Below are 25,126 nucleotides of genomic sequence, written 5' to 3' on the forward strand. Positions count from 1 at the left end.
ATGAGGGCAGATGCTCGACACTCTGTGAGCGTCGCGGGGGTCATCGTCGATGACCGTGGCCGCGTGCTGCTGACCCAACGCGCCGACAACGGCCAGTGGCAGGCACCCGGTGGTGTGTTGGAGATCTCAGAAGGGATCACTGAGGGCCTGCGTCGCGAGGTTCTCGAGGAGACGGGTCTCACCGTGGAACCGGTCGCCCTCACCGGTGTCTACAAGAACATGGCTCGAGGCATCATCGCTCTGGTCTTCAGATGCAAGGCGACGGGCGGAAGCCTCACGCTGAACGACGAGGTCCGGGACTTCCATTGGGCCACGCCCGATGAGGTGTCAGAGATGGTCACGGAGGCCTTCGCAGTCCGCGTACTGGACGCATTGCACGACGGCACGCCCGCCATCAGAGAGCACGACGGCACGCACCTCGTCTAACAGCGCGTTACGAATTTCCATACGTCGTCAAGCCCGCCGCAAGCGGCGGGGGAACACCAGGCAGCAGGAACCAAACAGCCTTAGACCAAGCACCGTCGCACCCGCCACACGGGCGCCCGCGACAAGCCGCGGCACCGCCGAACGCCAACCGGCCACAACACCCAAGGCACCAAGCACCTTTGCCCGTGACACCACCGCTGCGGACCCAACCAGCACACTCACACACGCAGCCTGCGGACCCGGCGGCCTTGCTCTCCCCGATCGAGAGCACACCCACACAGCCAGGTGCCGGGCTCGCGCCCGCTCGCCGGCGGGCTGCGGCCCGGGGCCGGTCCCGCCGGCGGCGGCGCGGCCCACGCCGCAAGCGGCGTGGCCACGAGCACGGCAGCAGACCCACCCGCGACGACCAGGCCTGTTTCCACGCGGGTGAACCACAGCATGGCGCAATGCCCTGTCCTTGAGCCCAGCGCACGGCATGACCAGGCGAACGACGCCCAGAGACACAAAGCAAGGAGAAAAGGAAGGGAGGATCGGGAACGGGGCCGGGTGGGTGCGGGGAAGGTCTGTTTTTTGCCTCCGGCGGGGGCCTCCGGCTCCGGGAAGATCGCGATCTTGTGGTGGATGACCGTGAGGGCTGAGGTGGAAGCCCTGATCGTCCCGCCTGCCATCGGCCCGGGCAAGCCCAGCAGACCGGCTCCTGCGTGTCAAGCTCGGCAGCACCGGAGGACAACAGCCCACGCGGAAGGTCACCGGCCAAGGGACATGCGATGCCGAGCTTGACACTCCGTCGCCGGCCCGCTGCCCCTGGCGGGGCGGGCCGACGGCAGACGGGAAGATCAGGGCAGATGGGAAGGGTCTGCTGGACACCTGGGCAAAAGCGTGCTGCGGCGAGCTAGTCAAATCGCTTGCGCATTACTTCGAGGACGCCACCCGGATTTAATAGGTGATACGCCCGCTCGTGTCACGCGCTTGCTGGCTTCGCAGCACCGGGGCTATGGGGTGGTACCCGGCGATCTTTCGCAGGTTCACATCTACCTGTGCACTCAAGCTGGTGTCCTCACCAATCCTGCGAAGGACGACAGCTGGTACAGCAGCGGAGTACAGCAACGCCGTCTTGCTCGACCAACCAGAAACGCTCTCCAACCACCGCTCTACCTGGGCAGAAACGCCCCAAAGAGCTACCTGCCTTTCTTTCGCATCGAGGGGGTCAGGGGTTCAAATCCCCTTAGCTCCACAGGTCGAGGGCCACCTCCGGATCCGGAGGTGGCCCTTCTGCTTTCGGTACGCCGCCCGCGTGGGCGGAGCGGACGCCGGTGCCGGGGCGGCGTTCCCCACACGCCCGCCCCGAGGGTTGAGCCGTAAGAGATCGCCGATCAGGCTGGACCCATGGCGCGAACGGCGACAGTGCACGACATCCCGGAGCTCGTCCGCCTCCGGTCGCTGCTCTTCGACGACCTCGGCGGCGACTTCTTCAAGCCTCCGAACGCCGGTGACGACTGGCGCGAGGCCCTGGCGCGGGTGCTCGAGCACAAGCTGGCCGACCCGGACTGCCGGATCCTCGTGGTGGACGGCGACACCGGGCTGGCCGCGTGCGGCGTCGGCGTGATCGAACAGTGGCTGCCCGGTCCTCACCTCGCCAACGGGCGGATCGGTCACGTCTTCGGCATGGTCACCGACCCGGCGTACCGGCGGCGCGGGCACGCGCGGGAGATCATGCTCGGCCTGCTCGACTGGTTCCGCGAGCGCGAGGTGGCCCGGGTCGACCTCACCGCCTCCCGCGAGGCCGAGGCGCTGTACCGGGAGCTCGGCTTCTCCGAGCATCCCGATCCCCTGCTGTGCTGGAAGCCCTGAAGACGACCCGGTACGGCACGGCCGTGGCGGCGCCGCCGGGCGCACCGGCCGGGCACGGCACGACGGCGGCCTGCAGCGGGCGATCCGAAATCGGGTGGAGAACAGGCGGGAGAAACAGGCAGCATCCCTGCATGTCGCTCAGATTCCATGAGATCGCCGAGGGCGGTCACCGCATCCTCAACCCGCTCACCGACGCGAAGCTCGACCTCCTGGGCCGGATCGCCCGGCTGCGGCCCGGCATGCGGCTGCTCGACCTCGGCTGCGGGAAGGGCGAGATGCTCTGCCGGTGGGCCGCCGACCACGGGATCGAGGGGGTCGGGATCGACATCAGCCGGGTCTTCCTGGACGCGGCCCGCCGCCGGGCGGAGGAGCTCGGGGTCACCGATCGGGTCAGGTTCGAGCTCGGCGACGCCGCGGACCACCGGGCCGAGCCGGAGGCGTTCGACGTCGTGTCCTGCCTCGGGGCCACCTGGATCGGGGGCGATGTGCGGGGCACGATCGCGCTCATGCTCCCGCCGCTCAAGCAGGACGGCATCCTGCTCGTCGGCGAGCCGTACTGGGTGGACGAGCCTCCTCCCGGCGCGGCCGAGGCGCTCGGCCTCGCGCCGGGCGCCCACCTGTCGCTCGCCGGGACGTTCGACCGGTTCGAGGCGTGCGGCCTCGAGGTGCTGGAGATGGTCCTCGCCGATCCCGACGACTGGGACCGGTACGTGGCGAGCCAGTGGTGGACGCTGAGCGACTGGATCCGCGTCAACCCCGACGATCCGGACATCGAGCGGGTACGCGAGTTCCTCGCGCGCTGCCGCCGCAGCCACATCGAGTACGGCAGGCGCTACCTGGGCTGGGGCGTGTTCGTGCTGCGCCGCCGCTGAACGGCCGGCCGTACGCCGCCCTGCGGTCACCAGTGGGCGGCGCTCGCCTTCAGGTGGGCGCGGACCGCCCCGACGGCCGGGTGGGGGACGGCGGAGGAGCGCCAGGCGAGGTAGAAGGTGTTGATCGGCGGGTCCTCGGGCTCGTGGAGGAGGACGAGCCGCCCGGCGGCCAGGAGGTCGGTGATCAGGTAGCGGGGGAGCGCGGTGTAGCCGGCCCCGGCGGCGCAGGCGGCGGCGACGGCGCGCAGGTCGGCGACGACGACCGCGGGCGGTACGCGCGGCACGGGGCGGCCGAACACGTGCCGCCAGTAGCGGCGCACGATCGGCAGCTCCTCGCTGTAGGCGACGAGCGGCAGGCCCGCCAGCACGCCGGCCGGGTCGGCGGCGAGCCGGTCGCGGTCGAGGCCCGCGGCGAGCTGCGGGGAGGCGACGAGCACGAACTCCTCGTCGGCGATCGGCACCCCGGTGATCGCCCGGCCGCGGGGCCGGATCGTGGAGACGACCAGGTCGAGGCCGCCGCCCGCCAGCTCGGCCAGCAGGTCGTCGGCGAGGCCGGTGGTGACCCGTACCCGCAGGCCGCGCGAATACAGCTCGCCGAGCGACGGCAGCACCCGGACCGCGGTGAGCTCGGGCGGCCCGCCGAGCAGCACGGTGCGGGTGAACGGCGAGTCGGCCGTGGTCACCACCTCGTTGAGCGCCGCGGTCAGCGCGTCGAGGTGCGGGCCGACCCGGAGGGCGAGTTCGTCGCCCGCGGCGGTGGGGGTCAGGCCCCGCCCGGCCCGGTGGAACAGGGTGACGCCGAGCCGCCGCTCCAGCCGCCGGATCTGGGCGGTCACCCCGGGCTGGGACAGGCCCAGCTCGGCAGCGGCCTTGGTCATCGAGCCGGCGCGGTGCGCGGCGAGGAAGGTGCGCAGCAGCGTCAGGTCGATGTCGTCCACGGAGCCGGGAAACGGCGGTTGGGGCAGGTGGCGGGCGTCCGGCACACCGCCCGACCTATCACGTTCGTAATGACCGGTGCAAGCGACGGTTGTTGGACGGTGATACCCGCGGTGGGTCATCCTCCCCACGGACCGGATCCCGTTCGTCCCGGTCCGTCGGATTGGAGGGGAGTGAACCATGTCCAACGCCGCCTCGCGTGACCGCGCGCTGATCGTGCTCACCAGCCACGGCGAGCTGGGTGACACCGGGCGGAGCACCGGCTTCTACCTGCCGGAGGTCGCCCACCCGTGGAAGGTGTTCGCCGAGGCCGGGCTGACGGTCGACCTGGTGTCGGTGAAGGGCGGCGAGCCGCCGATGGACGGGCACGACCCGTCCGACCCGGTGCAGCAGAGGTTCCTCGAGGACCCGGAGATGTCGGCCAAGCTGAAGAACACGCCGAAGCCGAGCGAGGTCGACCCATCCCGGTACGGCATCGTGCTCTACGCGGGCGGGCACGGCGTCATGTGGGACTTCCCGGGGAACGCCGAGCTCGCCGCGATCGGCCGCCAGGTGTACGAGCAGGGCGGCGTGGTCGCCGCGGTCTGCCACGGCCCGGCCGGCCTCGTCGACCTCACGCTGAGCGACGGCAGCCACCTGGTCGCGGGCAAGCGGGTGGCCGCGTTCACCAACGACGAGGAGTCGGCGGTCGGCCTCACCGAGGTGGTGCCGTTCCTGCTCGCCGACAAGCTCACCGAGCGCGGCGCCGTCCACGTCCCGGCCCCGAACTTCGAGGCGAACGTGGTCGTCGACGGCCGCCTGGTCACCGGCCAGAACCCGGCCTCCGCGACCGGCGTGGCCGAGGCCGCGGTCGCGGCCCTGCGGGAGCAGGCCAAGGCCTAGCCGTACGGCCGGGCGCGCCGAGGGCACTGGCCAGAGGACGGCCGTCGCCACGACCCTCGGCCCCCCCGTACCGCGCCGTGCCGTACGGCCGAGGCGCGACCGGCCGTACGGCACCCGCGGCCCGGCGTACGTCAGGGCACCGACCGGCGCCGCGCCGGCGGCCGGGCGAGGCCCTCATGACCTCGGCGGTTTCGCCCATCCGCCTGCGGGAGCGGTGGTGCGCTGCCGATATGATGGCGCCCGCTTCACCACCGACGGCACGTGAAAGAGGCGAACCATCATGCGGCGAAGAGCGTTGCCCGTGATCTACCTGGCCGTCTTCGTCGACATGCTCGGGTTCGGCATCATCCTGCCGCTGCTGCCGTTCCACGCCGAGCAGCTTGGCGGCTCCGGGCTGTGGGTGGGCGGCGTGCTCACCGCGTACGCGGCGGCGCAGTTCGTCGCCGGGCCGGTGCTGGGGCTGCTGTCCGACCGGTTCGGGCGGCGGCCGGTGCTGCTGGCCGCCCTCCTCGGGTCGGCGGTCTCCCTCGCGCTGACCGGCCTCGCGAACTCCCTGCTCACGCTGTTCGCCGCCCGGCTGGTGGCCGGGCTGTGCGGCGGCGCGATCCCGGTCGGCCAGGCGTACGTCGTGGACCTCACCGAGCCGCGGGAACGCACCAAGGCGCTCGGCATGGTCGGCGCCTCGATCGGCATGGGCTTCGTGTTCGGGCCCGCCATCGGCGCGGCGCTGTCCGGTCTCGGGTTCGCCGGGGTGAGCTTCGTCGCGGGCGGCATCGCCCTCGCCAACTTCCTCGCCGGGCTCCTGCTGCTGCCCCGGCAGACCCCGGCTCGTACGGCGGAGCAGGACGGCGGGCGCGCTCCCCGCAACGCCTCGCCCGCCGTGCTCGTCACCGCGCTGCGCGTGTCGTCCATGCGGCCCGTCCTCATCGCGATCTTCGCCGGGACGTTCGCGTTCACCGGCATGGAGGCCACGTACGCGCTGCTCGGGGAGCGCCTGTACGACCTCGGCCCGGCCGGGCTCGGCATCGTCTTCACCGGCGTCGGCCTGGTCATGGCCGCGGTGCAGGGCGGCCTCGTGGGCAAGCTCTCCGCCCGGTACGGCGACCGCCGCGTCGCCGTCGGCGGCACTCTGCTCATGGCCGTCGGCCTGCTCGCCCTCCCGCTCGGCGTGACCTGGCTGAACTACGTCGGCCTCGCCGTACTGGCCGCCGGTCAGGGCCTGATGACCACGGCCACCTCCGCCCTCATCGCCGAGGCGGCCGGCGCGGCCCTCGGCGGCGCCTTCGGCGTCGGCCAGTCCTCCTCCGCCGCGGCCCGCGCCATCAGCCCTGTGGCCGCCGGCGCCGCCTTCGACGTCCACCTCGCCCTGCCGTACTACCTCGGCACCGTCCTCTGCGTCGCCGCCGCCCTCCTGCTGCGCCGCCGCCCCGCGGCCCCGGCCCCCGCCCCGAGCCCGGCCGAGGCCGTCAAGGACGATCAGGCGGTGTCCTGACCTCGGCCATCGGGGTACGGCACGGCCTCCGCCATGCCGTGCCGCCGTTCGCGGGCGTCGCGAAGGCCGGATTGTCTGACGCGTTGTGGACCCGACGTCAGACGCCGACATGTCGCGGCCCTGTGGCGAGCAGATCGCGCAGTTCAACGACCGCCGGGCGGTGACGTTCTCCGGCGGGTACGGCCTGCAGGAGTCTCCGCCCGATCTGGTCGACCTGGTTCGTCCGGTACTGCGCGGGAAGGTCGCCGATCGTGGTGGCGGCGTGCCGCACCCCCTCCAGGACCCCGCCGCTTCTCACCGTGCACAAGGCCAGTTGCAGGTTTGACATGACGCGGTACTGGTAGTCCTGAACGACCGACAGCACGCGTTCGCAGGCCTCGGCGGTCGCTTCTTCGTCGCCCGCTTCGGCGTTGACCCACACTTCGGAGTACTCCAGCTGACCGCCCTGCATACGCCAGACCGTCGGCATGATGCTCGCGGCCGGTGGCTCCGACTCCATCACGTCCCGGCACTCCTGAAGCGTGGCTTGAGCATCGCCGTGCCTGCCCAGGGTGGCGAGCGCCTTGGCGCGTGTGCACAGCAAGAACGCCCGGCCCGTGGAGTGCGCGTCGCCCGCCGACTCCAGTGCCTCATCGGCGAGACGGAGAACCGTCGCCGGATCGCGCTGCCCGTGCCCCAGAGCATGGCCCCCTGACGTGGCACGGATCCCGAGCTGCAGATGGAGATCTCCCGTGGCGTCCGCGGCAGCACGGGCGGTGTGCCACCAGCGCAGCGCCTCGTCGCGCTCGCCGAGACGTGACAGCACATTGGCTTGTAGTGAGGAGAGTACGGCCATGACCCGGCGCAGTTCGGTGATATCGGTGGCGTTCGAGGCGCTGTGGAGCCGCCGCCGCAGAGTGGCAAGATCGGCGTTCAGGTCGGCGCTTGCCCTGGCGGGCGGGAGAGTGTGAATCGCTTTCAGGTGCTCGTTACAGGCAAGGTGCCAGTCCTCGACCGTGCGGCCTTCGGGAAGCCCCAGGCGCAGCATCCAGCGCTCTAGGCCTCCCGACTGGTCGAACGCGCCGAGTCCGGCGCTTACGGCCGTGAGCAGTAGCAGATGTCGGCGTTCCGTGGTGACCCCCTTGTCCGGACGGAGGGCGGTGAGCCCTCGTGCCTGGCTATGGTCTGACTCGGTGTCCACACCAAAGAGGCCTTCAAGGTCATGCCTCGCCTCTCCTGGTCGCCGCCACGTCCCGCAGCCGGTCTCGGGCGGCGCGCAGCTCCGGATCGTTCATGGCTGCGGTCGCGTCGAGGATCCGGGCCACGCGCCTGTCCACGCGTCCGGACGTGACGAGGGGTAGCGCTCGCGACAGGCGGTCCATGTACTCGCTCGCGAGCGAGAGGTCCCCGGCCCGAAGGGCGGCCTGAATCCGGCGGCCGAGGTACTGCGCGTGGAACAGCGGTGACGCTTGGCCGATCCGATTGATCGCCGTGCCGAGCAGCGTCTGGGCTTCGGCGTGTTCGCGCAGGTGGATCATGCCGACGCCGACGTCTCCAGCGATCGTGGCCTGGTCAAGCGGCGAGAGACCGTGGGCTTCCAGGGCGGTGCCGAGCGCGGCGCGCGCGGCGCACTCCCCGCCTGGGGTGCGGGCGAGGCAGCGCCCGAGCCGCATGTACAGCGAGGCCCGCCGTTCTGGGGAAAGGTCGGGGATGCGAAGACCTTGCCGGGCGTACCGGATCCCGCGCGCATGATCACCTGAGTAAAGGCTCAGGCGGCTCAGGTTGTCGTACGCGTGGGCCTGGCGGTCCGGGTCGCCGGCGCATAGCGCGAATTCAAGCTCGAATGCCGCGATCTGTCTGGCCTGTGGCAGTCTTCCGGCGTCGTACAGAACGAGGGCGATCTGCGACATCAACTCCGCGGCCGCGGCGAACGTCGCCCTGTCCTTGTTTCCGTCGATCGCCGAAAGTGCCGATACGGCGTGGGCAAGGGAGCTCGAGACCAGCGGAGTTCCACCGAGTGCGTTCCTGCCGCGCTCAAGAGAGACGGACAGGGCTTTCAGATGTTCGCGATCTCGGTAGTCCGAGCCACGGGGCGCGACGAAGGGCGCGGCCGCGGCCGCGGCCAAGAACTCCCTGCGCTCCACGAGTCGGTTTCCCCACCCGGTCAGATGCTGACGTGAGGTTTCGTGATCAACAGGTGCCGAAGGTCGTTGACGGCGGGGTGCTGGCGCTGTTCCTCCGGGATGATCTGGAGAAGTTGGCCGCCGAACTTATCGATGTAATTTGTCCGGAATTCTGGGGGTACGCTGCCGATCGTGTCCGTGGCGTACCGGACACCCTCGACCATCCCACCGGCCTTCACAGTGCACATCGCGAGATGCAAGTGCGCGATGATGCGGTACTCGTAATCCTCGGCCAACGACAGGACGCGATCGCGCGCCTCAAGTGTGGCCTTCTCGTCACCCGCCTCCGCGCTGACCCACAGTTCGGAGTACTCCAGCTGGCCTCCGCGCATGTACCAGACCTCCGGCATGATGTCCGCGGCCGGCGGGGCCGCTTCCATCACGTTCCGGCATTCGCGCAGTGCCGCTCGGGCCTCCTTGTGTCGGCCGAGCGTGGCGAGCGCCTTGGCGCGCGTGCACTGGATGAACGCGGTTCCCATGGAGTGCGCGTCACCGGCCAGCTCCCGGGCTTGGTCGGCGAGCCGGAGCACGGCCGCCGCATTGCGCTGTCCATGTCCCAGCATGTGGCCCGCCGTGCTGGCGCGGATGCCGAGCCGGAGATGGAGGTCACCTGTGGCGTCCGCGGCCGTTCGTGCTGTCTGCCACCAGCGCAGCGCCGCGACGTGCTCGCCCAAACGGGACAGCACGATGGCCTGGAGGTAGGAAAGCGCGGCCACGACCCGGCGCAGCTCGATGACCTCGGTGGCGTTCGAGGTGATGCGGAGTTGCCGCTGCAGCTCGATGAGGTCGGAGCACAGGTCGGTACTCACCTTGTCGGGCGGCCGGGTGCGGAGGGCCTTTAAATGATCGCTACAGGCGGTTTGCCAGTCTTCCACCGTGCGATCGTCGGGCAGGTCCATGTGGAGGAGCTGGCGAATGGGCTCGGCCGTCGGATTGAGCGCGCCGAATCCGGCGCTCACCGCGGCGAACTGTAATACTTGTCGGCGTTCCGTGGCGTCCACCCCATTTGATTGTGTTTTTCTTACCAGAATACGTAGCCGCTCCAGTTCGGCAACAAAGGCGTGGAGTGCGATCAGCCGTCCGTTCGCGCCGTAGACCTCGTCCAGGCGGCGTACCGTGTCGGCCTGCGGGCGCGCAAGTCCCCGCTCCCATTTGGACAGGTCGGCGTCGTCGCAGAATGCCAGTTTGCCCGCCTGTCGCAGGGTGAGGCCGCGGACCTGGTCGCGCCAATACCGGAGTTCGGCGCCGAGCAGATGCCACGGGGACTCGCAGGGGTTCACCGGCTCGGGTTTACGCGGCATTCCCACACTCCCTGATTCTGACGGTAGCGGGATGTGAGCTCTCCTACATCAAAAGTACACGCGTTCCTCATGAGTAGTCCCATGATTCGTTTCCGAACGGCAAACCACAGGCAATGGTGAGCCATCTGGAGCGAATTCATGAGTGATCTCGATATCGTCCGCGATTCTTCAGATATGCCCGGTTTGGGGTATGCGATAAATGCGAGCATCTCCGACCATTTGTCGCTCATCGTCGGCCTGGTCGTCGCGATCGCGATCACTGGCGTGCTGGTATGCCGCCGCATCGGCGGCGCGGGGACGGGGACAAGACGTGGCGGACCGGGCCGCGGGCGGCACCGGCGAGGGGTGCCGCGCGTGGCCTGGACGCCGATCCGGTGGGACGTGCGGGAACAGGCGGCCGCGGCCGGGCTCGACCTGGTCGAGCCGGACTGGGTGATCGTCTACCGGGTGTGGGCGCGGCGCTTCTACGCGGTGCCGGCCTGGCCGCTGCCCGGCCTGGCCGGGGTCGAGGCACCGACGATCGCAGGCCTGCGCGCGCTCATGCGCCAAGCCGAGGCGCGGGCGCACGGACTCCGGCGGGCGCGGGCATGAGCGGCGGCGTCCACCCCGCGCACCCCGGCGAGCCGCTGCTGTACGTCTACCAGGCCGACAGCGGCCAGGGATACGGCGTCTACGGCGTCACCGACGTGTTCGGGGTGGCCAAGCGGCGGCTGGTCGAGGCGCTGACGGCGATGCCGTACGGGGCGCGCGGGTCGATCCGGCGGGCGCGGCTGGACATCCTCGCGGTGCCGTACCCGTCCTACCGGTACGGCTCGGCCGTGGCCTGCGCCTGGCGGGACACCCGGAGCGGCGTGATCGTCGCCGTGGGCACGCTGCTCGAGTCCGAGCTCGCCGCGGACGACTCCGGCGAGAGCCCGCTCAGCCTGTGGATCCTCGACGCCGCGCCGCCGGAGGGACGCCGCTGACGGCCCGCCGTACGGCGGGCCCGCCCGGCGGTCACGGCTTGGCGAAGTGGCGGTGGAGGAAGTCGGCGACCAGGCGGATGAGCGCGATGCGGTGGTCGGAGAGCGCGTGGTCGGTGGGCAGCACGTGGTGCTCGAGCCGCTCGACCGGGTGCCGCCGGTACGCCTCGACGACCGGGCGGACGTGGAACGGCTCGGGGGAGACGGTGTCCCGGCCCGCGCCGACCAGCAGCACGGGCCGGTCGGCGAGCCGCGGCGCGAGGTCGGCGAGCCGCCACGCCTCCCCGGCGGTCTCCATCTCGGTGAGCAGGGCCTGCGGGGAGGTGCCGCGCAGCGGCAGCATGCACTCCTCGAACATCCGCAGGCACCAGTCCCGCTGCTCGGCGTCGGTACGGCAGGCCACGCCCATCGCGCCGAAGTCGAACGGGGCGATGGAGACGACGGCGGCGACCGCGGGATCGGCGGCCGCGGTGTGCAGGGCGGTGAAGCCGCCGAGGCTGTGCCCGGCGACCGCGACCCGCCCGGGGTCGAGCCGGTGCCGCGACGCGAAGCCGGGGTCGCGGACGGCGGCGACGACCGTGGCGGCGTCGGCGAGCACCTTCGCCCACGAGTAGGAGCCGCCCATGCCCCACGAGCCGCGGTAGTGGAACACCAGCGTGGCGTACCCGGCCCGGCGCAGCGCCTGCGCGATGTCGAAGTTGCGCTCGTAGCCGGGGAAGCCGTGGAGGATCACCACGATCGGGTGCGGGCCCGGCCCCGCCGGGATGTGCAGCACCCCGGCGAGCTCCTCGCCGCCGCTGCGGAACGCGACCGCGGGCGTCTCGGCCGGGGGCGTCAGGTCGCGCGGGGGATCCGTGAAGAGGGCGTCGAGCATGTTTCCCACGTTCACCGCCAATGGGTCATTCGACGCAGAGGGTAACACCGGCGGCCACACGTGATCGCGGCGGGTTCGGGCGCCGGGAGGCCGCCCGGCCCCGCGACCGGCATGCCCGCCCTCACCTGGGCGAACGCCGGGGCGCGCGATCACGGGACGACCGCCACGCGGAGGCGCCGGTCCGCGGACGTACCCTCGTATGTGTGACGCCTTTGCCGGAGACCGATGCGTGAGCTGAAGTCGGCCGACGAGGTCCGTTCCGCGTGCGCCGACGACGCGCTGATCATGTGGGCCGCCCAGGGCATGAAGCCGGGCGTACGCGCGTGGGCTGCGGGGAACGCCGTCGCCGTCGCCGCCCCCGACCTGTTCCGCCGTGACCGCATCATCGTCATCGGCGACCCCGGCCCGGCCGCCGGCCTGGTCCGGCACGCCCTCGCCGAATGCGGTCCCACCTTCCGCGTGGTCGGTGACGAGCCCTTCGTCCGTGAGCTCACCGCCCGGCTGCCGGAACTCGAGTCCTACGTCGTCTTCGACTGGATGGACACCGACCGCCTCACCCCGCCCGGCCCGTACGGCACGGCCGCCTCGGCCGACGGCGTGGCCGTCCGCTGGCTGGACCCGGACGAGGACCCCAAGGTCGCGAACCTGCTCGAGGTGGCCTCGCCCACCTCATGGGCCCAGCCGGGGCTGCCCGGCGTGCGCCGCTGGGCCGGGGCGTGGCGGGACGGCGAGCTCGTCGCCTGCGCCGCCGACGCCTGGTCGTCCCCGACCGTGGGCCTCATCGCCGGCGTGGCCACCGCGCCCGCCCACCGGGGCCGCAGGTACGCCGAGGCGGTGTGCCGCCACATCGCCACCGCCCTGCTCGCCGCACACGGCCGGGTGGCCCTCATGGTCGACGCCGACAACCACGCCGCGATCCGCGTCTACACCCGCCTCGGCCTCACCCGCCGCGGCATCGCCGCCGCCCGCGTGGGCTAGCCGTGCTCCAGCAGTACGGCCTGACGGCGTGCCGCCGACCACCGATATAAGAGGCCCTACGAACTGGACTGAGGCTCGGTGGTGTCGTCGAAGAGGTCGTCGATGTGGGTGGCGTCCAGGGCGCGCCGGAGCCACAGGTCGAGGCGGTCCCGGTCGGTGCAGTCTTTGATCTGCTGTTCTCGCTCAGGTGGTACGTCGATGCCGCGGTGGCGGAGAATCGTGAGCACCGAGGCCGCCTCTCCTTTGGCGAGTCCTGCAGCCTCGCCCTTGGCGAATCCCGCGGCCTCGCCCTTTGCGAATCCGGCGGTCTCGCCCTTTGCGAATCCGGCGGTCTCGCCCTCGCGGTAGAGGTTTTGTGCCCAGGGGCTGTGCTTGGGGACGTAGACGGACACGGTCTCCTCCAGACGCCGGCGAGCCTCAGGCCCGGCCATGTCGATAGTGTAACCAAACAGAGACGTAGCGTCATCGGCCGGCAGATCGCCCAGAAGCTTGACGAACGCCTCGGTCACTTCCCGGCGATGCCCGTGCGCCATCACCGACAGCGCCGCCATCAACAGGTCGTCGGCCATCGCCTCGGGGCTGGTCAGCACGGGGATCTCGCCGGGTCCGGCGATCACCGGGGTGATGGTGACGCTCACGCAACCGTCGCCGACCTGCACGGCCTTGGTGAAGCGGGCCGCGTCCGGGTCGGGGGTGAGGAAGACCACGTAGACGGGTTTGCGGGTCTCCAGCCACAGGATGTTCGCGGCGACCGCGGTCTGGCGCAGCTTGTCCTCGGACATGTGGGTCTCGACCTCGACGATGACCGAGTACCAGCGGTCCTGCAGCGGGCCGCAGAACACGACCGTGTCGGCGTGCAGCTCACGGGAGATGCGGTCGCGCAGGTCGCCGGGGCCGACCGAGAGCCGGCCGCCGACAGGGAGGTCGATCCCGCCGATCTCGCGGAGCAGGCGGATGGGTAGGTGGGGGTGTTCTCGGACGAGTTTGTTGAGTGCGTCGTGCCGGGGGGATGGCATGTGCGAGACGTTACCACACGATTACTAATCGTGTTCACGTTTTGAGGTACGGGCCGCCTGCGACGACGCGAGCCGCCAAGACGTCGCGGCGCGCGGGGGGAACCGGAGCCGGCCCACGGGGAGCCAGGGGCGGCGTCAGCGCGGGGTGATGTACCGGCGCGGGCGCAGCGCGTGGGCGCGGAGGGCGGCGAGGGCGGCGGCCTGGCCGGCCGGGGTGAGCTGTTCGGCGCCCGAGCGCTGGCGGGCGCGCAGGCCGAAGGCGTCGAGGCGGCGGCGCAGCCGGTCGAGCAGCCGGGACGCCTGCGGGCCGTGCGTCGCCGCCGGGGAGGCGTCCGCACCGCCGTACGGGCGGCGGTCGTCCACCGCGGCGACCTCGGCGACCCGCGCGGTGAGCTCGCCGTCGCGGAGCGGGCGGCCCTCGGCGAGGATCATCAGGGCGATCTCGTGCATCGTGGCGTCGCTGCCGCCGTCCTCGGGCGCGGTGAGCGCGGCGGTGGCCGCGTCCCACATCGCGCCGGGGTCGTCGAGCAGGCGCCGGCCCTCGTTGGTGATCACGAGCCTGGCCCCGGTACGGCGCAGCGCCCGCAGCTCGCCCCGGGCGATGCCGTGCAGCGTGACCAGCTCGGGCACGTCGGCCTCGGCGCGCGGCACCCGGCCGCCGCGGGCCCGCCAGCCGAACCGTTCGGCGGCCTCGATCGCGACCGCGCGGGCGAGGTTGTGCCGCCGGGTGAGCGGCACCCCGGACACGCCGAGCTCGAGCAGCCAGCGCAGCGGCTCCAGGTGGTCGCCGTCCGGCGGGGGCACCGGGGCGTGCAGCCGTACCTCGTACGGCTGGGCGAGGGCGCGGCGGGCGGCGCCGCGGCCGAGCACCCACCGGTTGAGCCGTTCGCCGTGCACCCGCTGCAGCCAGTTGTCGCCGCCGAGCTCGGGGCGCGGGGTGAGCAGCCAGCGGGCGGTGAGCCGGGCCCGGGCGCGGTCCGCGCCGGGGGTGAGCTCGCCGGAGACGATGGCGAGCTCGAGCGCGGCCGAGCAGGCGGTGTGCGCGGCGGACTCCTCCGGCCCCATGATCGTGCTCCAGGTGAGCTCGGGCACGTCCGGCGGGAGCACGCCGGTGGCCTCGAGGGCGCGCTGGCAGGCGGCGAGGCCCGCCTCCTCGCCCGCGCGCCGGTAGGTGCGCAGGATGCGCGCGGTGGTGCCGGACAGGCACAGCGCCGCGTACCGGGGCATGCCGCCGAGCCGCAGCAGGCGGCCGAGCGCGTGGGCGATGCGCAGCCGTTCCTCGTCGGTGGCCTCGATCCGGACCGGCAGCGTGTACCAGAGGAAGTCGCACACGTCGATCTGCGCGATCGTCGCCAGCGGCCTGCCGCCGGTGAGCCAGTCGACGGCGAGGCGGGCCGCGTCCGCGGTGGCCGGGTCGGACCGCTCCAGCTCGATGAGCAGCGCGGCGACGTCCGGCGCGGGAACGCTCCGCACCCGGCCGAACCCCACGTGCCCCGGCCGATGCCCGAAGCCACGCCCCCGATAGCGCATCACGTCAGCACCCACCCGGTCCAACCGTCAGATCCACGAATTGAACAGCATGCGCCGGTGCCAGTCGGCGTGCGTGATGAGTTCGCCGGCGAGAACCGGGTACAGCCACCCGAAGTTGATCAGCGCCAGCAGCGTGAACGCGCCCACCACGACCGCGCCGGTCAGCCGCCGCCGCTGCGACGCGCCGCCGGTGCCGAGCAGCAGCCCGGCGACGAGCACGATCGCCAAGATCATGAACGGGACGAGCGGCAGCGCGTAGAACTGGAACATGGTCCGGTTGTCGGCGATGGCGTAGTAGAACCACGGCAGCCAGCCGACCGCGAGGGCGAGCAGCACCGCCCCGGCCCGCCAGTCGCGGGTCGCCACGTAGTAGGCGACGAGCCCGACGATCGCCACCAGCGCGCCGTACCAGATCACCGGGGTGCCGGTGCCGAGCACCGCCTGCGCGCAGTCCTTCGCGCCACAGCCGGTCGGCTTGTCGGCCCAGAAGAACGCCACCGGGCGCAGCAGCAGCGGCCACTGCCACGGCTCGGACTGGTAGGGGTGCTTGGCCACGAGCCCGGTGTGGAAGTTCAGCACCATGAAGTGGTACGAGAACCACGACCGCACCGAGTCGACGACGAAGAACACCGGCCCGGCCGTGGTCGCCTGCTCCCAGTTGCGGCCGTAGCCGAGCGGCGAGGCGAACCAGCCGATCCAGCTCGCCACGTAGGTGATCGCGGGCACCAGCCCGAGCGCGACCGCGGCGTTCCGCAGGTCGAAGGCGAACACCCCCCGGTACGGCCGGCGCAGCCCGACCGCCCGCCGCGCCCCGGCGTCCCACATGAGACTGAGCACGGCGAAGCCGATGAGGAAGAAGATCCCGCTCCACTTGCTGGCGCACGCCGCGCCGAGGCAGAGCCCGGCCGCGATGCGCCACGGCCGGATGCCGAGCCGCGGCCCGGTGTCGGTGAGCGGGGAGCGTTCGTACCAGTCGACGAGCCGTTCCCGCATCTTGTCCCGGTCGACCACGAGGCAGGCGAACCCGGCGATCACCCAGAACGTGAGGAACCCGTCGAGCAGGGCGAACCGCCCGAGCACGAAGTGCAGTCCCTCGATCGCGAGCAGGAACCCGGCGAGGCAGCCGAGCAGCGTCGAGCGGGTCATCCGGCGGGCCGTCCGCGTGAGGATGAGGATGCCGAGGGTGCTCACCACCGCCGCGGCGAACCGCCAGCCGAACGGCGTGGCGCCGAACAGCGCCTCGCCGAGCCCGATCATCCACTTCGCCAGCGGCGGGTGCACCACGTACGCGGCGCACTGGTCGGCCTGGTCGGCGGCGCACTGCTTCCAGATGTCGGTGTTGCCCGCGAGCAGCATCTTGTCCGCGTCGTCCACCGGCGTGCGCTCCACGCCGAACTCGATCAGCGAGAGCGCGTCCTTGGCGTAGTAGGTCTCGTCGAAGACGACCGCGTGCGGGACCGCGAGGTTGTAGAAGCGCAGAAAGCCGCCGAAGGCCGTGACGAGCAGCGCGCCGATCCAGCCCCAGCGGGGATCGCCGGGCATCGCGGGCACCAGCCGGTCGCGCAGCGAGCCCGCCTCGCGCACCGTCCCGGCGGCCTCCTCGGCGGTTCTCGGTGGCTGCCCCGGACGCTCGTTCGCCTGGTTCTGGAATTCGGTCACGGCCACTCGGCCATCGTACGGGGCGACGATTAACCCGGGCCTAAGAAACAGGACTGCATGCCCCATATGACGGCTTTCCTCTGGGAGGTTCGACGGCCGGCGGGCCGGGAGCGGGAAGATGGGCGGGTGGGCAACGCGCATGACGGCCGAACGGACGGGCCGATGACCGGTACGGCGGGCACGCCGGAGGAGGGCCGCGGGCTGCTGGTGCTCGCCGGGGCCCCGATCGGCCAGGTGGGCGACGCCTCGCCGCGGCTGCGGGCGGCGCTCGCCGAGGCCGACGTGGTCGCCGCCGAGGACACCCGGCGGCTGCGCCGGCTCGCCGCCGACCTCGGGGTGACGGTCACCGGCCGGGTGGTGTCGTACTACGACGTGAACGAGGCGACCCGGGCCGCCGAGCTGCTCGAGGAGCTGCTCGCCGGGCGGACCGTACTGGTGATCACCGACGCGGGCATGCCCGGGGTGTCCGACCCCGGCTACCGGCTCACCCGGCTCGCGGTCGAGCACGGGATCCGGGTCACCGCGCTGCCCGGGCCGTCCGCGGTGACCACCGCGCTCGCGGTGTCCGGGCTGCCCAGCGACCGGTTCTGCTTCGAGGGCTTCCTGCCGCGCAAGGCGGGGGAGCGCGCCCGCCGCCTCGCCGCGCTCGCCACCGAGGAGCGCACGATGATCTTCTTCGAGGCGCCGCACCGCCTGCACGCGGCCCTCGCGGCGATGGCCGAGGCGTTCGGGCCCGACCGGCCCGCCGCGGTGTGCCGCGAGCTGTCCAAGACCTACGAGGAGGTACGGCGCGGCGGCCTCGGCGAGCTCGCCGAGTGGGCGGCCGGGGAGGTGCGCGGCGAGATCACCGTCGTGGTCGGCGGCCACGTGGCCGAGCGGGGCGCCCGCGACATGGCCGAGCTCGTCGCCGAGGTGGCCCGGCGCGAGGAGCAGGGCGTGCCGCGCAAGCAGGCGATCGCCGAGGTCGCCAGGTCCGCCGGGGTGTCCAAGCGGGAGCTGTACGCGGCGGTCCACGCCTGACCCTCGGCCCGGCCGCGGCGCGGCTCAGGCCGGGTCGTCGTCCGCGTCGGGCTTGCCGCGCTTGTCGGTCTTGCCGGAGGTGTCCGGGTCGAGGTCGCCAGGGACCGGGGCGGCGAGCGGCATGGTCGTGGTGCGGGCGGGTTCGGTGCTCCGCCCGGCCGTCGCCTCGGCCTCGCCGGCGCGGGCCAGGCCACCGCGGGCGGCGCGCCGCGCGGCGAGACGGGCCCGGGCGAACGCGGGCAGCGGCACGCCGTGGCGCAGGCTGATCGCGGCCGCGAGGCAGGCGAGCGGCACCGCGGGCAGCAGGTAGCGGTAGTCGAACTCGGCGGTCGCCGCCGGGGCGAGGATCAGGCCCACCGCGGCGAGCCAGGGCAGGGCGACCGGCCCGCCGAGTTTGCGCCAGCGTACGGCCACGCCGTACAGGCCGACGAGCAGGATGAGGCCGAGCACGAGCCCGGGCAGCCGCACCACCCGCTGGTAGGCCTGCATGACGTTCGCCCACGGGGCGACGATCCGGGTCGCGGCCGGCCCCTGCTCGTAGGCCATCGCGTCGGTGTCGGCCCGGCCCTTGTAGAGGGGCCAGGTGGGTAGCGGCTTCTCCTCGTTGCGGAACTCGTACTGGTTGTAGGTGTTCGCGTCCGGGAAGACCGGCCGGTCCCAGCGGAACGCCCGGAAGAAGTCACGGGCCACCACGGCGAGGTAGTCGAGCGGCTGGGCGAGGATCGCCTCCTTGGCGAACTTGCTCGCCCACTCGTTCACGTCGCCGTCGAACTTCGGCGTGCCGTACCGGTGCGGCGGGCCGCTCGGGTCCCACAGGTACCACTGCGAGTAGTCCTTGCGCTGGGTGGTGCACAGGACGATGAGCTGGACCTCTTTGGGCTTGATCTTGTTGCAGTCGGCGAACGCCATGGTCCGCATGTAGAGGATCAGCCCGTCGCTGTTGGTCATCGCGAACCGGCCGTGCGCGCTCTTGAACCACGCCATGTACGCGAGCACCGGGATCGCGCACGCGGTCACCACGGCCACGACCGGCCGCCAGCCCACCCGTTTGACCAGCAGGTACGCCACGACGAGCGCGAGGATCGGCAGCCCGATCGAGCGGGTGAGCGCGGTCAGCGCGAGCAGCAGCCCGACCACCACCCCCATCCGGGCGCTCATCCTGCGGTGCCACAGAATGAGCGTGATCACCCCGACCACGAGCAGGGTGAACATGGTGTCGGACATGATCAGGTGCTCGAGCTGGATCTGGTACGCGTCGAAGATGACCGGGGTCACCGTGAGCGTGGCGCCCCAGCGTGGTAGGTCAAATTTGCGTATCAGAAGCGCGTAGATCAGGACGGCCGTGGCCAACCCCATTACATGCTGGGTGAAGACCACAAGCGAGAAGCTGTGGAACGGCTTGAGCAGCAGGAGCCAGAAGCCGTATCCGTCCGGACGGATCGGGTGCGGCCGAGGGTGCAGTGCGACCGAGACGTACTCGTAGGAGTCGTTGAACCACATCGCCGGCCGGTAGCCGAGCATGGTGATCATCCGTAGCACCGCACCCAGGCTGAGGGCGACGACGAGGTGGCGATGGCGCAGCAGGAAGCCGCGCAACCGTGCGCCTCGGCTCGCCCCCGGAACGCGTACCCGAGTCCGTTCCGCAACGGTGACCATGGTTAACAGGATGCCAGCGGTTGCACCGAGTTGACTCGACGATGACGAGGCTCGGGCATCATGGGGGAATTCACGCATGCCTAAGCGAGGGGTTGCGACGTGGAACTGACCGTTGTAATGCCGTGCCTCAACGAGGCCGAGACCGTTGCCACGTGCGTGCGTAAGGCCATCGAGTGCATGGAGCGGCACGGGATCGACGGCGAGGTGGTGGTCGCCGACAACGGCAGCACCGACGGGTCGCAGCAGCTCGCCCGCGACGCGGGCGCTCGTGTGGTGCACGTCGCCGAGAAGGGGTACGGCAACGCCCTCATGGGCGGCATCCGCGCCGCCCGCGGCAAGTATGTGATCATGGGCGACGCCGACGACTCGTACGACTTCACCGCGCTCATGCCGTTCGTGGAGCAGCTCCGGGACGGCGCCGACCTGGTGATGGGCAACCGGTTCCGCGGCGGGATCAAGCCGGGCGCGATGCCCCCGCTCCACCGCTACCTCGGCAACCCCGTGCTGTCGTTCATCGGGCGGCTGTTCTTCGGCAGCAAGGTCGGCGACTTCCACTGCGGGCTGCGCGGCTTCCGCCGCGACTCGATCCTGAGGATCGGGCTGCAGACCGGCGGCATGGAGTTCGCCAGCGAGATGGTGGTGAAGGCCACCCTGCACGGCCTCGACGTGCGCGAGGTGCCCACCACGCTCTCCCCGGACGGCCGGTCCCGCCCGCCGCACCTGCGCTCCTGGCGTGACGGCTGGCGCCACCTGCGCTTCCTGCTGCTGTACAGCCCGCGCTGGCTGTTCCTCATCCCCGGCCTGGTGATGATGGCGATCGGCCTGGTCGCCGGGGTCCTGCTCACCAAGGGGCCGGTGGTCATCGGCGCGCTCGCCTTCGACGTCGACACCCTCGTCGGCGCCTCGGCGATGGTGGTGATCGGCTTCCAGGCGGTGCTGTTCGCGCTGTTCACCAAGGTGTACGCGGCCGAGGAGGGCTTCCTGCCCGAGGACCGGCGGGTCCGCCGGCTGATCGAGGTGATCAGCCTGGAGAAGGGGCTCGTCGCGGGCGGCCTGCTCGCCCTCGCCGGGCTCGGCGGCCTGGTCGCGTCGCTGGTGCACTGGAAGGTGAACAACTTCGGCGAGCTCAACCCGCGGGAGGCGCTGCGCATCGTGGTGCCGTCCGCCACCGCGCTGATCATGAGCTTCCAGACGATCTTCGCGGCGCTGTTCATCAGCATCCTCGGCATCCGCCGGACCAAGGAGAACCCGGAGGACGTGGCCGCGTCGGCGGTGGAGGAGGCCGCCGAGGCCGTCACCCGGGCGCCGAAGGACGCCTCCGCGATCGTGGACAAGGAGACGGCGGAAACCACCTGAGCCCGCCGTACCCCCCAAACCGTTTCGAGACAGGTCTCCGCGCCCTCTAGGCTTGTAGCATGCCTCAGCACATCTTGACCGCCGTCGCGTGGCCGTACGCCAACGGGCCGCGCCACATCGGACACGTCTCCGGATTCGGCGTTCCGTCCGACATCTTCAGTCGCTACCAGCGAATGGCGGGCAACAAGGTGCTGATGGTGAGCGGCACCGACGAGCACGGCACGCCCATCCAGGTGCAGGCCGACCAGGAAGGGGTGAGCACCCAGGAGCTGGTCGACCGGTACAACCGGATCATCGCCGAGGACCTGACCGCGCTCGGCCTCTCCTACGACCTGTTCACCCGCACCACGACCCGCAACCACTACGCGGTCACCCAGGAGATCTTCCGCGGCCTGTACAAGAACGGCTACGTGGTGCCGCAGACCACGCTGGGCGCGGTGTCGCCGTCCACCGGCCGGACCCTGCCCGACCGCTACATCGAGGGCACCTGCCCCATCTGCAAGTACGACGGGGCGCGCGGCGACCAGTGCGACAACTGCGGCAACCAGCTCGACCCGATCGACCTGATCAACCCCCGGTCGAAGATCAACGGGGAGACGCCGAAGTTCGTCGAGACCGAGCACTTCATGCTCGACCTGCCCGCGTTCGCCGACGTGCTCGGCTCCTACCTGCAGAGCAAGCACGGCGAGTGGCGGCCGAACGTGCTCAGGTTCTCCCTCAACCTGCTCAACGACCTGCAGCCGCGCGCCATCACCCGCGACCTCGACTGGGGCGTCCCGATCCCGCTGGACGGCTGGCGCGACCTGGAGAACAAGCGGCTGTACGTCTGGTTCGACGCCGTCATCGGCTACCTCAGCGCGTCGATCGAGTGGGCCAAGCGGTCCGGCGACCCCGACGCCTGGCGGGCCTGGTGGCAGTCGCCCGACGCCCGCAGCTACTACTTCATGGGCAAGGACAACATCGTCTTCCACTCCGTGATCTGGCCGGCGATGCTGCTCGGCTACAACGGGGAGGGGGCGAAGGGCGGCAGCCCCGGCTCGCTCGGCCGGCTCAACCCGCCCACCGAGGTCGTCTCCAGCGAGTACCTGACGATGGAGGGGCGCAAGTTCTCCTCCTCCCGCCGGGTCGTGATCTACGTGCGGGACTTCCTGTCCCGGTACGACGCGGACGCGCTGCGGTACTACATCGCGATCGCCGGGCCGGAGACCCAGGACACCGACTTCACCTGGGCCGAGTTCCTCAACCGGAACAACGGCGAGCTGGTCGCGGCCTGGGGCAACCTGGTCAACCGGTCGATCTCGATGGCCGCGAAGAACTTCGGCGAGATCCCGCAGCCGGGTGAGCTCACCGACGCCGACCGGGCGCTGCTCGAGCGGTCGAAGGCGGCGTTCGCGACGGTGGGCGCCGAGCTGAGCCGGTCCCGGTTCAAGAACGCGCTCACCGAGGCGTTCAACGTGGTGCGCGAGGCGAACAAGTACCTCGCCGACCAGGCCCCGTGGAAGCTCAAGGACGACCCGGACCGCCAGCGGTCGATCCTGTACGTGGCGCTGCAGATCGTCGACGACGCCAAGACCCTGCTCACGCCGTTCCTGCCGAGCTCGTCGAACAAGGTCTACAAGATGCTCGGCGGCGAGGGCACCTGGTCCTCCATGCCGGAGCTCCGCGAGGTCGAGGAGGAGGGCGGCCGGCCGTACCCGGTGATCACCGGCACGTACGAGGACGACGTCGCCACCTGGGAGTCGCGGCCGATCCGGCCGGGCACCCCGCTGTCGGCCCCGACGCCGCTGTTCCGCAAGCTCGACCCGAAGATCGTCGACGAGGAGCTGGCCCGCCTTGAAGGGTGAGCGGCCGCCGGCCCCCGAGCCGCTGGCCGGGGAGGTGTTCGACAGCCACTGCCACCTCGACATCATGGTGGGCGCGCGCGCCGCGTCCTCCGGCGACCCGATCGCCCTCGCCGCCCAGGCGGCGGGGGCGGACGTGGCGCGCATCCTGGAGGAGTCGCGCGCGGTCGGGGTGACCCGGGTGGTCACCATCGGGTACGACCTGCGGTCGTCGGAGTGGGCGGCCGAGACCGCCGCCCGGCATCCCGACGTGTACGCCGGGGTGGCGATCCACCCGAACGAGGCCGGGTCGGCGACGGACGAGGCGCTCGCCCGCATCGAGGAGCTCGCCAGGCTGCCGCGGGTGCGGGCCGTGGGGGAGACCGGGCTCGACTACTACCGCGACTGGGCGTCCCGCGAGGACCAGCACGCCTCGTTCCGGGCGCACATCGAGATCGCCAAGCGCACCGGCAAGGCCCTGGTCATCCACGACCGGGAGGCGCACGACGACGTGCTGCGCGTGCTCGCCGAGGCCGGGGCGCCGGACGTGGTGGTGTTCCACAGCTTCTCCGGCGACGCGGAACTTGCGAAAAAGTGTGCGGATGCCGGATATTACATGTCGTTCTCGGGGCCGGTGACCTACAAGAACGCCGCATACCTTCGGGAAGCGGCGAAGGTGGCTCCAAAAGAGCTGATTCTTGTGGAGACCGACGCTCCTTATCTGCCGCCGACACCCCATCGCGGCAAACCGAACTCCCCTTACCTGATCCCGCTCACGCTGCGTTGCCTCGCCGAGGTGAAGTCCATTCCGGAGGACGAGCTCTGCGCGGTGATCAGCGCGAACGGCGAGCAGGTCTTCGGCGCCTGGTGATTCCCGCCATCGGCGCCGGTTTTCTCCGGTTTCGTCCCGGCCGTGCCGTACCCGCCGTGGCGGGTGGCCCGGAACCGGGAGGCCGGTAATCGTCTCCCCGCCTTTCCTCACCGGCGGCGAAAGTCAAGCGTGGCCAATGTCACGCTGTGCGTTGCGGTGATCCGGTTGAGGCCCCTGTGATCTCACCGCTACCGTCAACCCGGCGACGCACCGTGGCGATAGTCCGGGTCGGCGCACTGAGGACGACGTACTGGTGACGATGTGCTTGGGGAGCCGATCAATGCCTGACCGTCACGCCAGGATCCTCACCCAGCCGACATCGATGCCCGCCCGTCCGACCGCAGACCACGCCGCCGCCGTCCCGCCCGCCCGTGAGCCGATCTCCGACGCCTTCCCCGTACCCGTCCCCGGCCCCGGTGACGATCCCGGCCGGCCGCAGGATGGCACGCCGGCGGAGGGCATGGCCGAGCCGGCGCGCGGGCCGCAGGACGGGACGCCGCCACAGGGTGTGACGGCTCCGTCGCATGTCCCACAGGCCGCTCCCCGGCCTCCTCAGCGTGATTCGGTCCCGCCGCGGCGTCCAGCCGGTGCCGCGCCGCCTTCCGGTGAGGGCGGGCGGCCGGGTGCAGGTGGTGGGCCTGCACCCGTACGTGTTTCCGGCCCGGCCCGTGAGGGCGGGGCGCCGCAGGGCGGGACGCCGCCGCAGGGCATGCCCGGTCCGGTGCGTGCGCCACAGGGCGGGACCCCGCCGCAGGGTGCGACTCCGCCGCACGGCATGACGGCTCCTGCGCGTGCTCCCCAGACCGTCCCACGTCCTCAGCAGCGCGACTCGGCCCCGCCAAGACGCCCTGCCGGTGCCGCGCCGCCTTCCGGTGAGGGTGGGCGGCCGGGTGCAGGTGGTGGGTCTGCACCCGTACGTGTTTCCGGCCCGGCCCGTGAGGGTGGCGCGCCGCATGGCGGGACGCCGCCGCAGGGCATGGCCGATCCGGCGCGTGCGCCACAGGCCGCGCCGCGGCCTCCACAGCGAGACTCCAGACCGCAGGGGCATCCCGGCACGCCCGCGCCGCCCGCCGGTCAGCGTGGTGGGCGACCGGATGCCGGTCCGGCACCGGTATCCGGCCCGAGGCGCGAAACCGGTGCACCGCAGGGCGGGACGCCGCCGCAGGGGGTGATGGCTCCTCCGCGTGGGCCGCAGGCGGCTCCGCGGCCTCCGCAGCGTGATGCGGCTCCGCCGGGGCGTCCGGCCGGTGGCTTACCCCCTGCCGGGGCGAGCGGTGGACGACCGGAGGGAGGTCCTCCCGCTGCGCCCGCACGGGTCGCCGGGCAGAGGCGGGAAAACCGTGCTCCCCAGGGCGGGACGCCGCCGCAGGGCATGGCCGAGCCGGCGCGTGGGCCGCAGGACGCTACGCCGCCACAGGGAGTGACGGCGCCTTCGCGTGCACCACAGGCGTCTCCGCGCCCT

21 protein-coding genes are annotated in these 25,126 nt (G+C 71.6%); 12 read left to right on the top strand and 9 right to left on the bottom strand.

All coding sequences use genetic code 11. The features are described 5' to 3' along the window. Nucleotides 1–24 precede the first annotated feature (24 nt). The 3 genes from FHX40_RS01000 to FHX40_RS01010 all read left to right on the top strand — a co-directional run bounded on the left by FHX40_RS01000 (nucleotide 25) and on the right by FHX40_RS01010 (nucleotide 3,149). A complete protein-coding gene (locus tag FHX40_RS01000; protein ID WP_373286896.1) occupies nucleotides 25–426 on the top strand; it encodes an NUDIX hydrolase in 402 nt (133 codons plus the stop codon). A 1,386-nt stretch (nucleotides 427–1,812) separates the two neighbouring features. Next, nucleotides 1,813–2,277, top strand: a complete 465-nt coding sequence (locus FHX40_RS01005; protein ID WP_142257854.1) for a GNAT family N-acetyltransferase — start codon at nucleotides 1,813–1,815, stop codon at nucleotides 2,275–2,277. A 131-nt stretch (nucleotides 2,278–2,408) separates the two neighbouring features. Continuing rightward, a complete protein-coding gene (locus FHX40_RS01010; RefSeq protein WP_142257855.1) occupies nucleotides 2,409–3,149 on the top strand; it encodes an SAM-dependent methyltransferase in 741 nt (246 codons plus the stop codon). Nucleotides 3,150–3,175: 26 nt separating this feature from the next. On the opposite strand, the gene FHX40_RS01015 is transcribed toward FHX40_RS01010, so the two are convergent. Further along, the gene (locus tag FHX40_RS01015; protein WP_142261464.1) at nucleotides 3,176–4,078 is read right to left on the bottom strand and encodes a LysR family transcriptional regulator; all 903 of its coding nucleotides are present in this window, start codon (nucleotides 4,076–4,078) and stop codon (nucleotides 3,176–3,178) included. A 187-nt stretch (nucleotides 4,079–4,265) separates the two neighbouring features. On the opposite strand from FHX40_RS01015, the gene FHX40_RS01020 reads away from it, so the two are divergent. After that, on the top strand, nucleotides 4,266–4,967 hold the full coding sequence (locus tag FHX40_RS01020; RefSeq protein WP_142257856.1) for a type 1 glutamine amidotransferase domain-containing protein: 702 nt from the start codon (nucleotides 4,266–4,268) through the stop codon (nucleotides 4,965–4,967). Nucleotides 4,968–5,268: 301 nt separating this feature from the next. Next, a complete protein-coding gene (locus FHX40_RS01025) occupies nucleotides 5,269–6,459 on the top strand; it encodes an MFS transporter (protein ID WP_170198671.1) in 1,191 nt (396 codons plus the stop codon). Nucleotides 6,460–6,556: 97 nt separating this feature from the next. Here FHX40_RS01025 and FHX40_RS01030 read toward each other — a convergent pair whose 3' ends face one another. From FHX40_RS01030 to FHX40_RS01040, 3 genes are all read right to left on the bottom strand, one after another. Further along, entirely contained in the window at nucleotides 6,557–7,486 is a 930-nt protein-coding gene (locus FHX40_RS01030) for a tetratricopeptide repeat protein (RefSeq protein WP_142257858.1), read from the bottom strand. A 172-nt stretch (nucleotides 7,487–7,658) separates the two neighbouring features. After that, entirely contained in the window at nucleotides 7,659–8,582 is a 924-nt protein-coding gene (locus FHX40_RS01035) for a hypothetical protein (RefSeq protein ID WP_142257859.1), read from the bottom strand. A 20-nt stretch (nucleotides 8,583–8,602) separates the two neighbouring features. Further along, a complete protein-coding gene (locus FHX40_RS01040) occupies nucleotides 8,603–9,922 on the bottom strand; it encodes a helix-turn-helix domain-containing protein (RefSeq protein WP_142257860.1) in 1,320 nt (439 codons plus the stop codon). 138 nt (nucleotides 9,923–10,060) lie between these two features. Here FHX40_RS01040 and FHX40_RS01045 point away from each other — a divergent pair, with 138 nt between their 5' ends. Both FHX40_RS01045 and FHX40_RS01050 read left to right on the top strand, forming a co-directional pair. Further along, entirely contained in the window at nucleotides 10,061–10,513 is a 453-nt protein-coding gene (locus FHX40_RS01045; RefSeq protein ID WP_142257861.1) for a hypothetical protein, read from the top strand. After that, on the top strand, nucleotides 10,510–10,887 hold the full coding sequence (locus FHX40_RS01050; protein WP_142257862.1) for a hypothetical protein: 378 nt from the start codon (nucleotides 10,510–10,512) through the stop codon (nucleotides 10,885–10,887). Before FHX40_RS01045 ends, FHX40_RS01050 begins: the two co-directional genes overlap by 4 nt. A 31-nt stretch (nucleotides 10,888–10,918) precedes the next feature. On the opposite strand, the gene FHX40_RS01055 is transcribed toward FHX40_RS01050, so the two are convergent. After that, entirely contained in the window at nucleotides 10,919–11,758 is an 840-nt protein-coding gene (locus FHX40_RS01055; protein WP_142257863.1) for an alpha/beta hydrolase family protein, read from the bottom strand. Nucleotides 11,759–11,983: 225 nt separating this feature from the next. On the opposite strand from FHX40_RS01055, the gene FHX40_RS01060 reads away from it, so the two are divergent. Then, nucleotides 11,984–12,736: a GNAT family N-acetyltransferase gene (locus FHX40_RS01060; RefSeq protein ID WP_142257864.1), complete on the top strand. Its 753-nt coding sequence runs from the start codon at nucleotides 11,984–11,986 to the stop codon at nucleotides 12,734–12,736. A gap of 56 nt (nucleotides 12,737–12,792) precedes the next feature. On the opposite strand, the gene FHX40_RS01065 is transcribed toward FHX40_RS01060, so the two are convergent. From FHX40_RS01065 to FHX40_RS01075, 3 genes are all read right to left on the bottom strand, one after another. Then, nucleotides 12,793–13,752, bottom strand: a complete 960-nt coding sequence (locus tag FHX40_RS01065) for an RpnC/YadD family protein (RefSeq protein WP_142257865.1) — start codon at nucleotides 13,750–13,752, stop codon at nucleotides 12,793–12,795. A 135-nt stretch (nucleotides 13,753–13,887) separates the two neighbouring features. Then, complete coding sequence (locus FHX40_RS01070; protein ID WP_229788820.1) at nucleotides 13,888–15,225, bottom strand: hypothetical protein; 1,338 nt, start codon at nucleotides 15,223–15,225, stop codon at nucleotides 13,888–13,890. Nucleotides 15,226–15,309: 84 nt separating this feature from the next. Then, entirely contained in the window at nucleotides 15,310–16,947 is a 1,638-nt protein-coding gene (locus tag FHX40_RS01075) for a dolichyl-phosphate-mannose--protein mannosyltransferase (protein WP_306465711.1), read from the bottom strand. Nucleotides 16,948–17,103: 156 nt separating this feature from the next. Between FHX40_RS01075 and rsmI the strand changes: the two genes are divergently transcribed. After that, nucleotides 17,104–17,961, top strand: a complete 858-nt coding sequence (rsmI, locus tag FHX40_RS01080; RefSeq protein ID WP_142257867.1) for a 16S rRNA (cytidine(1402)-2'-O)-methyltransferase — start codon at nucleotides 17,104–17,106, stop codon at nucleotides 17,959–17,961. A 24-nt stretch (nucleotides 17,962–17,985) separates the two neighbouring features. On the opposite strand, the gene FHX40_RS01085 is transcribed toward rsmI, so the two are convergent. After that, nucleotides 17,986–19,557, bottom strand: coding sequence for a hypothetical protein (locus FHX40_RS01085; RefSeq protein WP_229788823.1), 1,572 nt, complete (start codon nucleotides 19,555–19,557; stop codon nucleotides 17,986–17,988). A 159-nt stretch (nucleotides 19,558–19,716) separates the two neighbouring features. Between FHX40_RS01085 and FHX40_RS01090 the strand changes: the two genes are divergently transcribed. Genes FHX40_RS01090 through FHX40_RS01100 form a run of 3 tightly spaced genes read left to right on the top strand, consistent with a single transcriptional unit; the run spans nucleotide 19,717 to nucleotide 23,664 of the window. Beyond that, nucleotides 19,717–20,973: a glycosyltransferase family 2 protein gene (locus FHX40_RS01090; protein WP_211350125.1), complete on the top strand. Its 1,257-nt coding sequence runs from the start codon at nucleotides 19,717–19,719 to the stop codon at nucleotides 20,971–20,973. A gap of 59 nt (nucleotides 20,974–21,032) precedes the next feature. Further along, complete coding sequence (gene metG, locus FHX40_RS01095; RefSeq protein WP_142257868.1) at nucleotides 21,033–22,817, top strand: methionine--tRNA ligase; 1,785 nt, start codon at nucleotides 21,033–21,035, stop codon at nucleotides 22,815–22,817. Further along, nucleotides 22,807–23,664: a TatD family hydrolase gene (locus tag FHX40_RS01100; RefSeq protein ID WP_142257869.1), complete on the top strand. Its 858-nt coding sequence runs from the start codon at nucleotides 22,807–22,809 to the stop codon at nucleotides 23,662–23,664. The genes metG and FHX40_RS01100 overlap by 11 nt, the downstream gene beginning before the upstream one ends. Nucleotides 23,665–25,126: the final 1,462 nt, after the last annotated feature.

Origin of the sequence: Thermopolyspora flexuosa (assembly GCF_006716785.1) — a bacterium.
Taxonomy (GTDB): domain Bacteria; phylum Actinomycetota; class Actinomycetes; order Streptosporangiales; family Streptosporangiaceae; genus Thermopolyspora; species Thermopolyspora flexuosa.

Excerpts from the sequence above, each read along its gene's own strand:
- FHX40_RS01005 (WP_142257854.1), top strand. The coding sequence starts at position 1,813 with ATGGCGCGAACGGCGACAGTGCACGACATCCCGGAGCTCGTCCGCCTC.
- FHX40_RS01010 (WP_142257855.1), top strand. The coding sequence starts at position 2,409 with ATGTCGCTCAGATTCCATGAGATCGCCGAGGGCGGTCACCGCATCCTC.
- FHX40_RS01020 (WP_142257856.1), top strand. The coding sequence starts at position 4,266 with ATGTCCAACGCCGCCTCGCGTGACCGCGCGCTGATCGTGCTCACCAGC.
- FHX40_RS01030 (WP_142257858.1), bottom strand. The coding sequence starts at position 7,486 with ATGCTGCGCCTGGGGCTTCCCGAAGGCCGCACGGTCGAGGACTGGCAC.
- FHX40_RS01040 (WP_142257860.1), bottom strand. The coding sequence starts at position 9,922 with ATGCCGCGTAAACCCGAGCCGGTGAACCCCTGCGAGTCCCCGTGGCAT.
- FHX40_RS01045 (WP_142257861.1), top strand. The coding sequence starts at position 10,061 with ATGAGTGATCTCGATATCGTCCGCGATTCTTCAGATATGCCCGGTTTG.
- FHX40_RS01050 (WP_142257862.1), top strand. The coding sequence starts at position 10,510 with ATGAGCGGCGGCGTCCACCCCGCGCACCCCGGCGAGCCGCTGCTGTAC.
- FHX40_RS01055 (WP_142257863.1), bottom strand. The coding sequence starts at position 11,758 with ATGCTCGACGCCCTCTTCACGGATCCCCCGCGCGACCTGACGCCCCCG.
- FHX40_RS01060 (WP_142257864.1), top strand. The coding sequence starts at position 11,984 with ATGCGTGAGCTGAAGTCGGCCGACGAGGTCCGTTCCGCGTGCGCCGAC.
- FHX40_RS01065 (WP_142257865.1), bottom strand. The coding sequence starts at position 13,752 with ATGCCATCCCCCCGGCACGACGCACTCAACAAACTCGTCCGAGAACAC.
- rsmI (WP_142257867.1), top strand. The coding sequence starts at position 17,104 with ATGACCGGTACGGCGGGCACGCCGGAGGAGGGCCGCGGGCTGCTGGTG.
- metG (WP_142257868.1), top strand. The coding sequence starts at position 21,033 with ATGCCTCAGCACATCTTGACCGCCGTCGCGTGGCCGTACGCCAACGGG.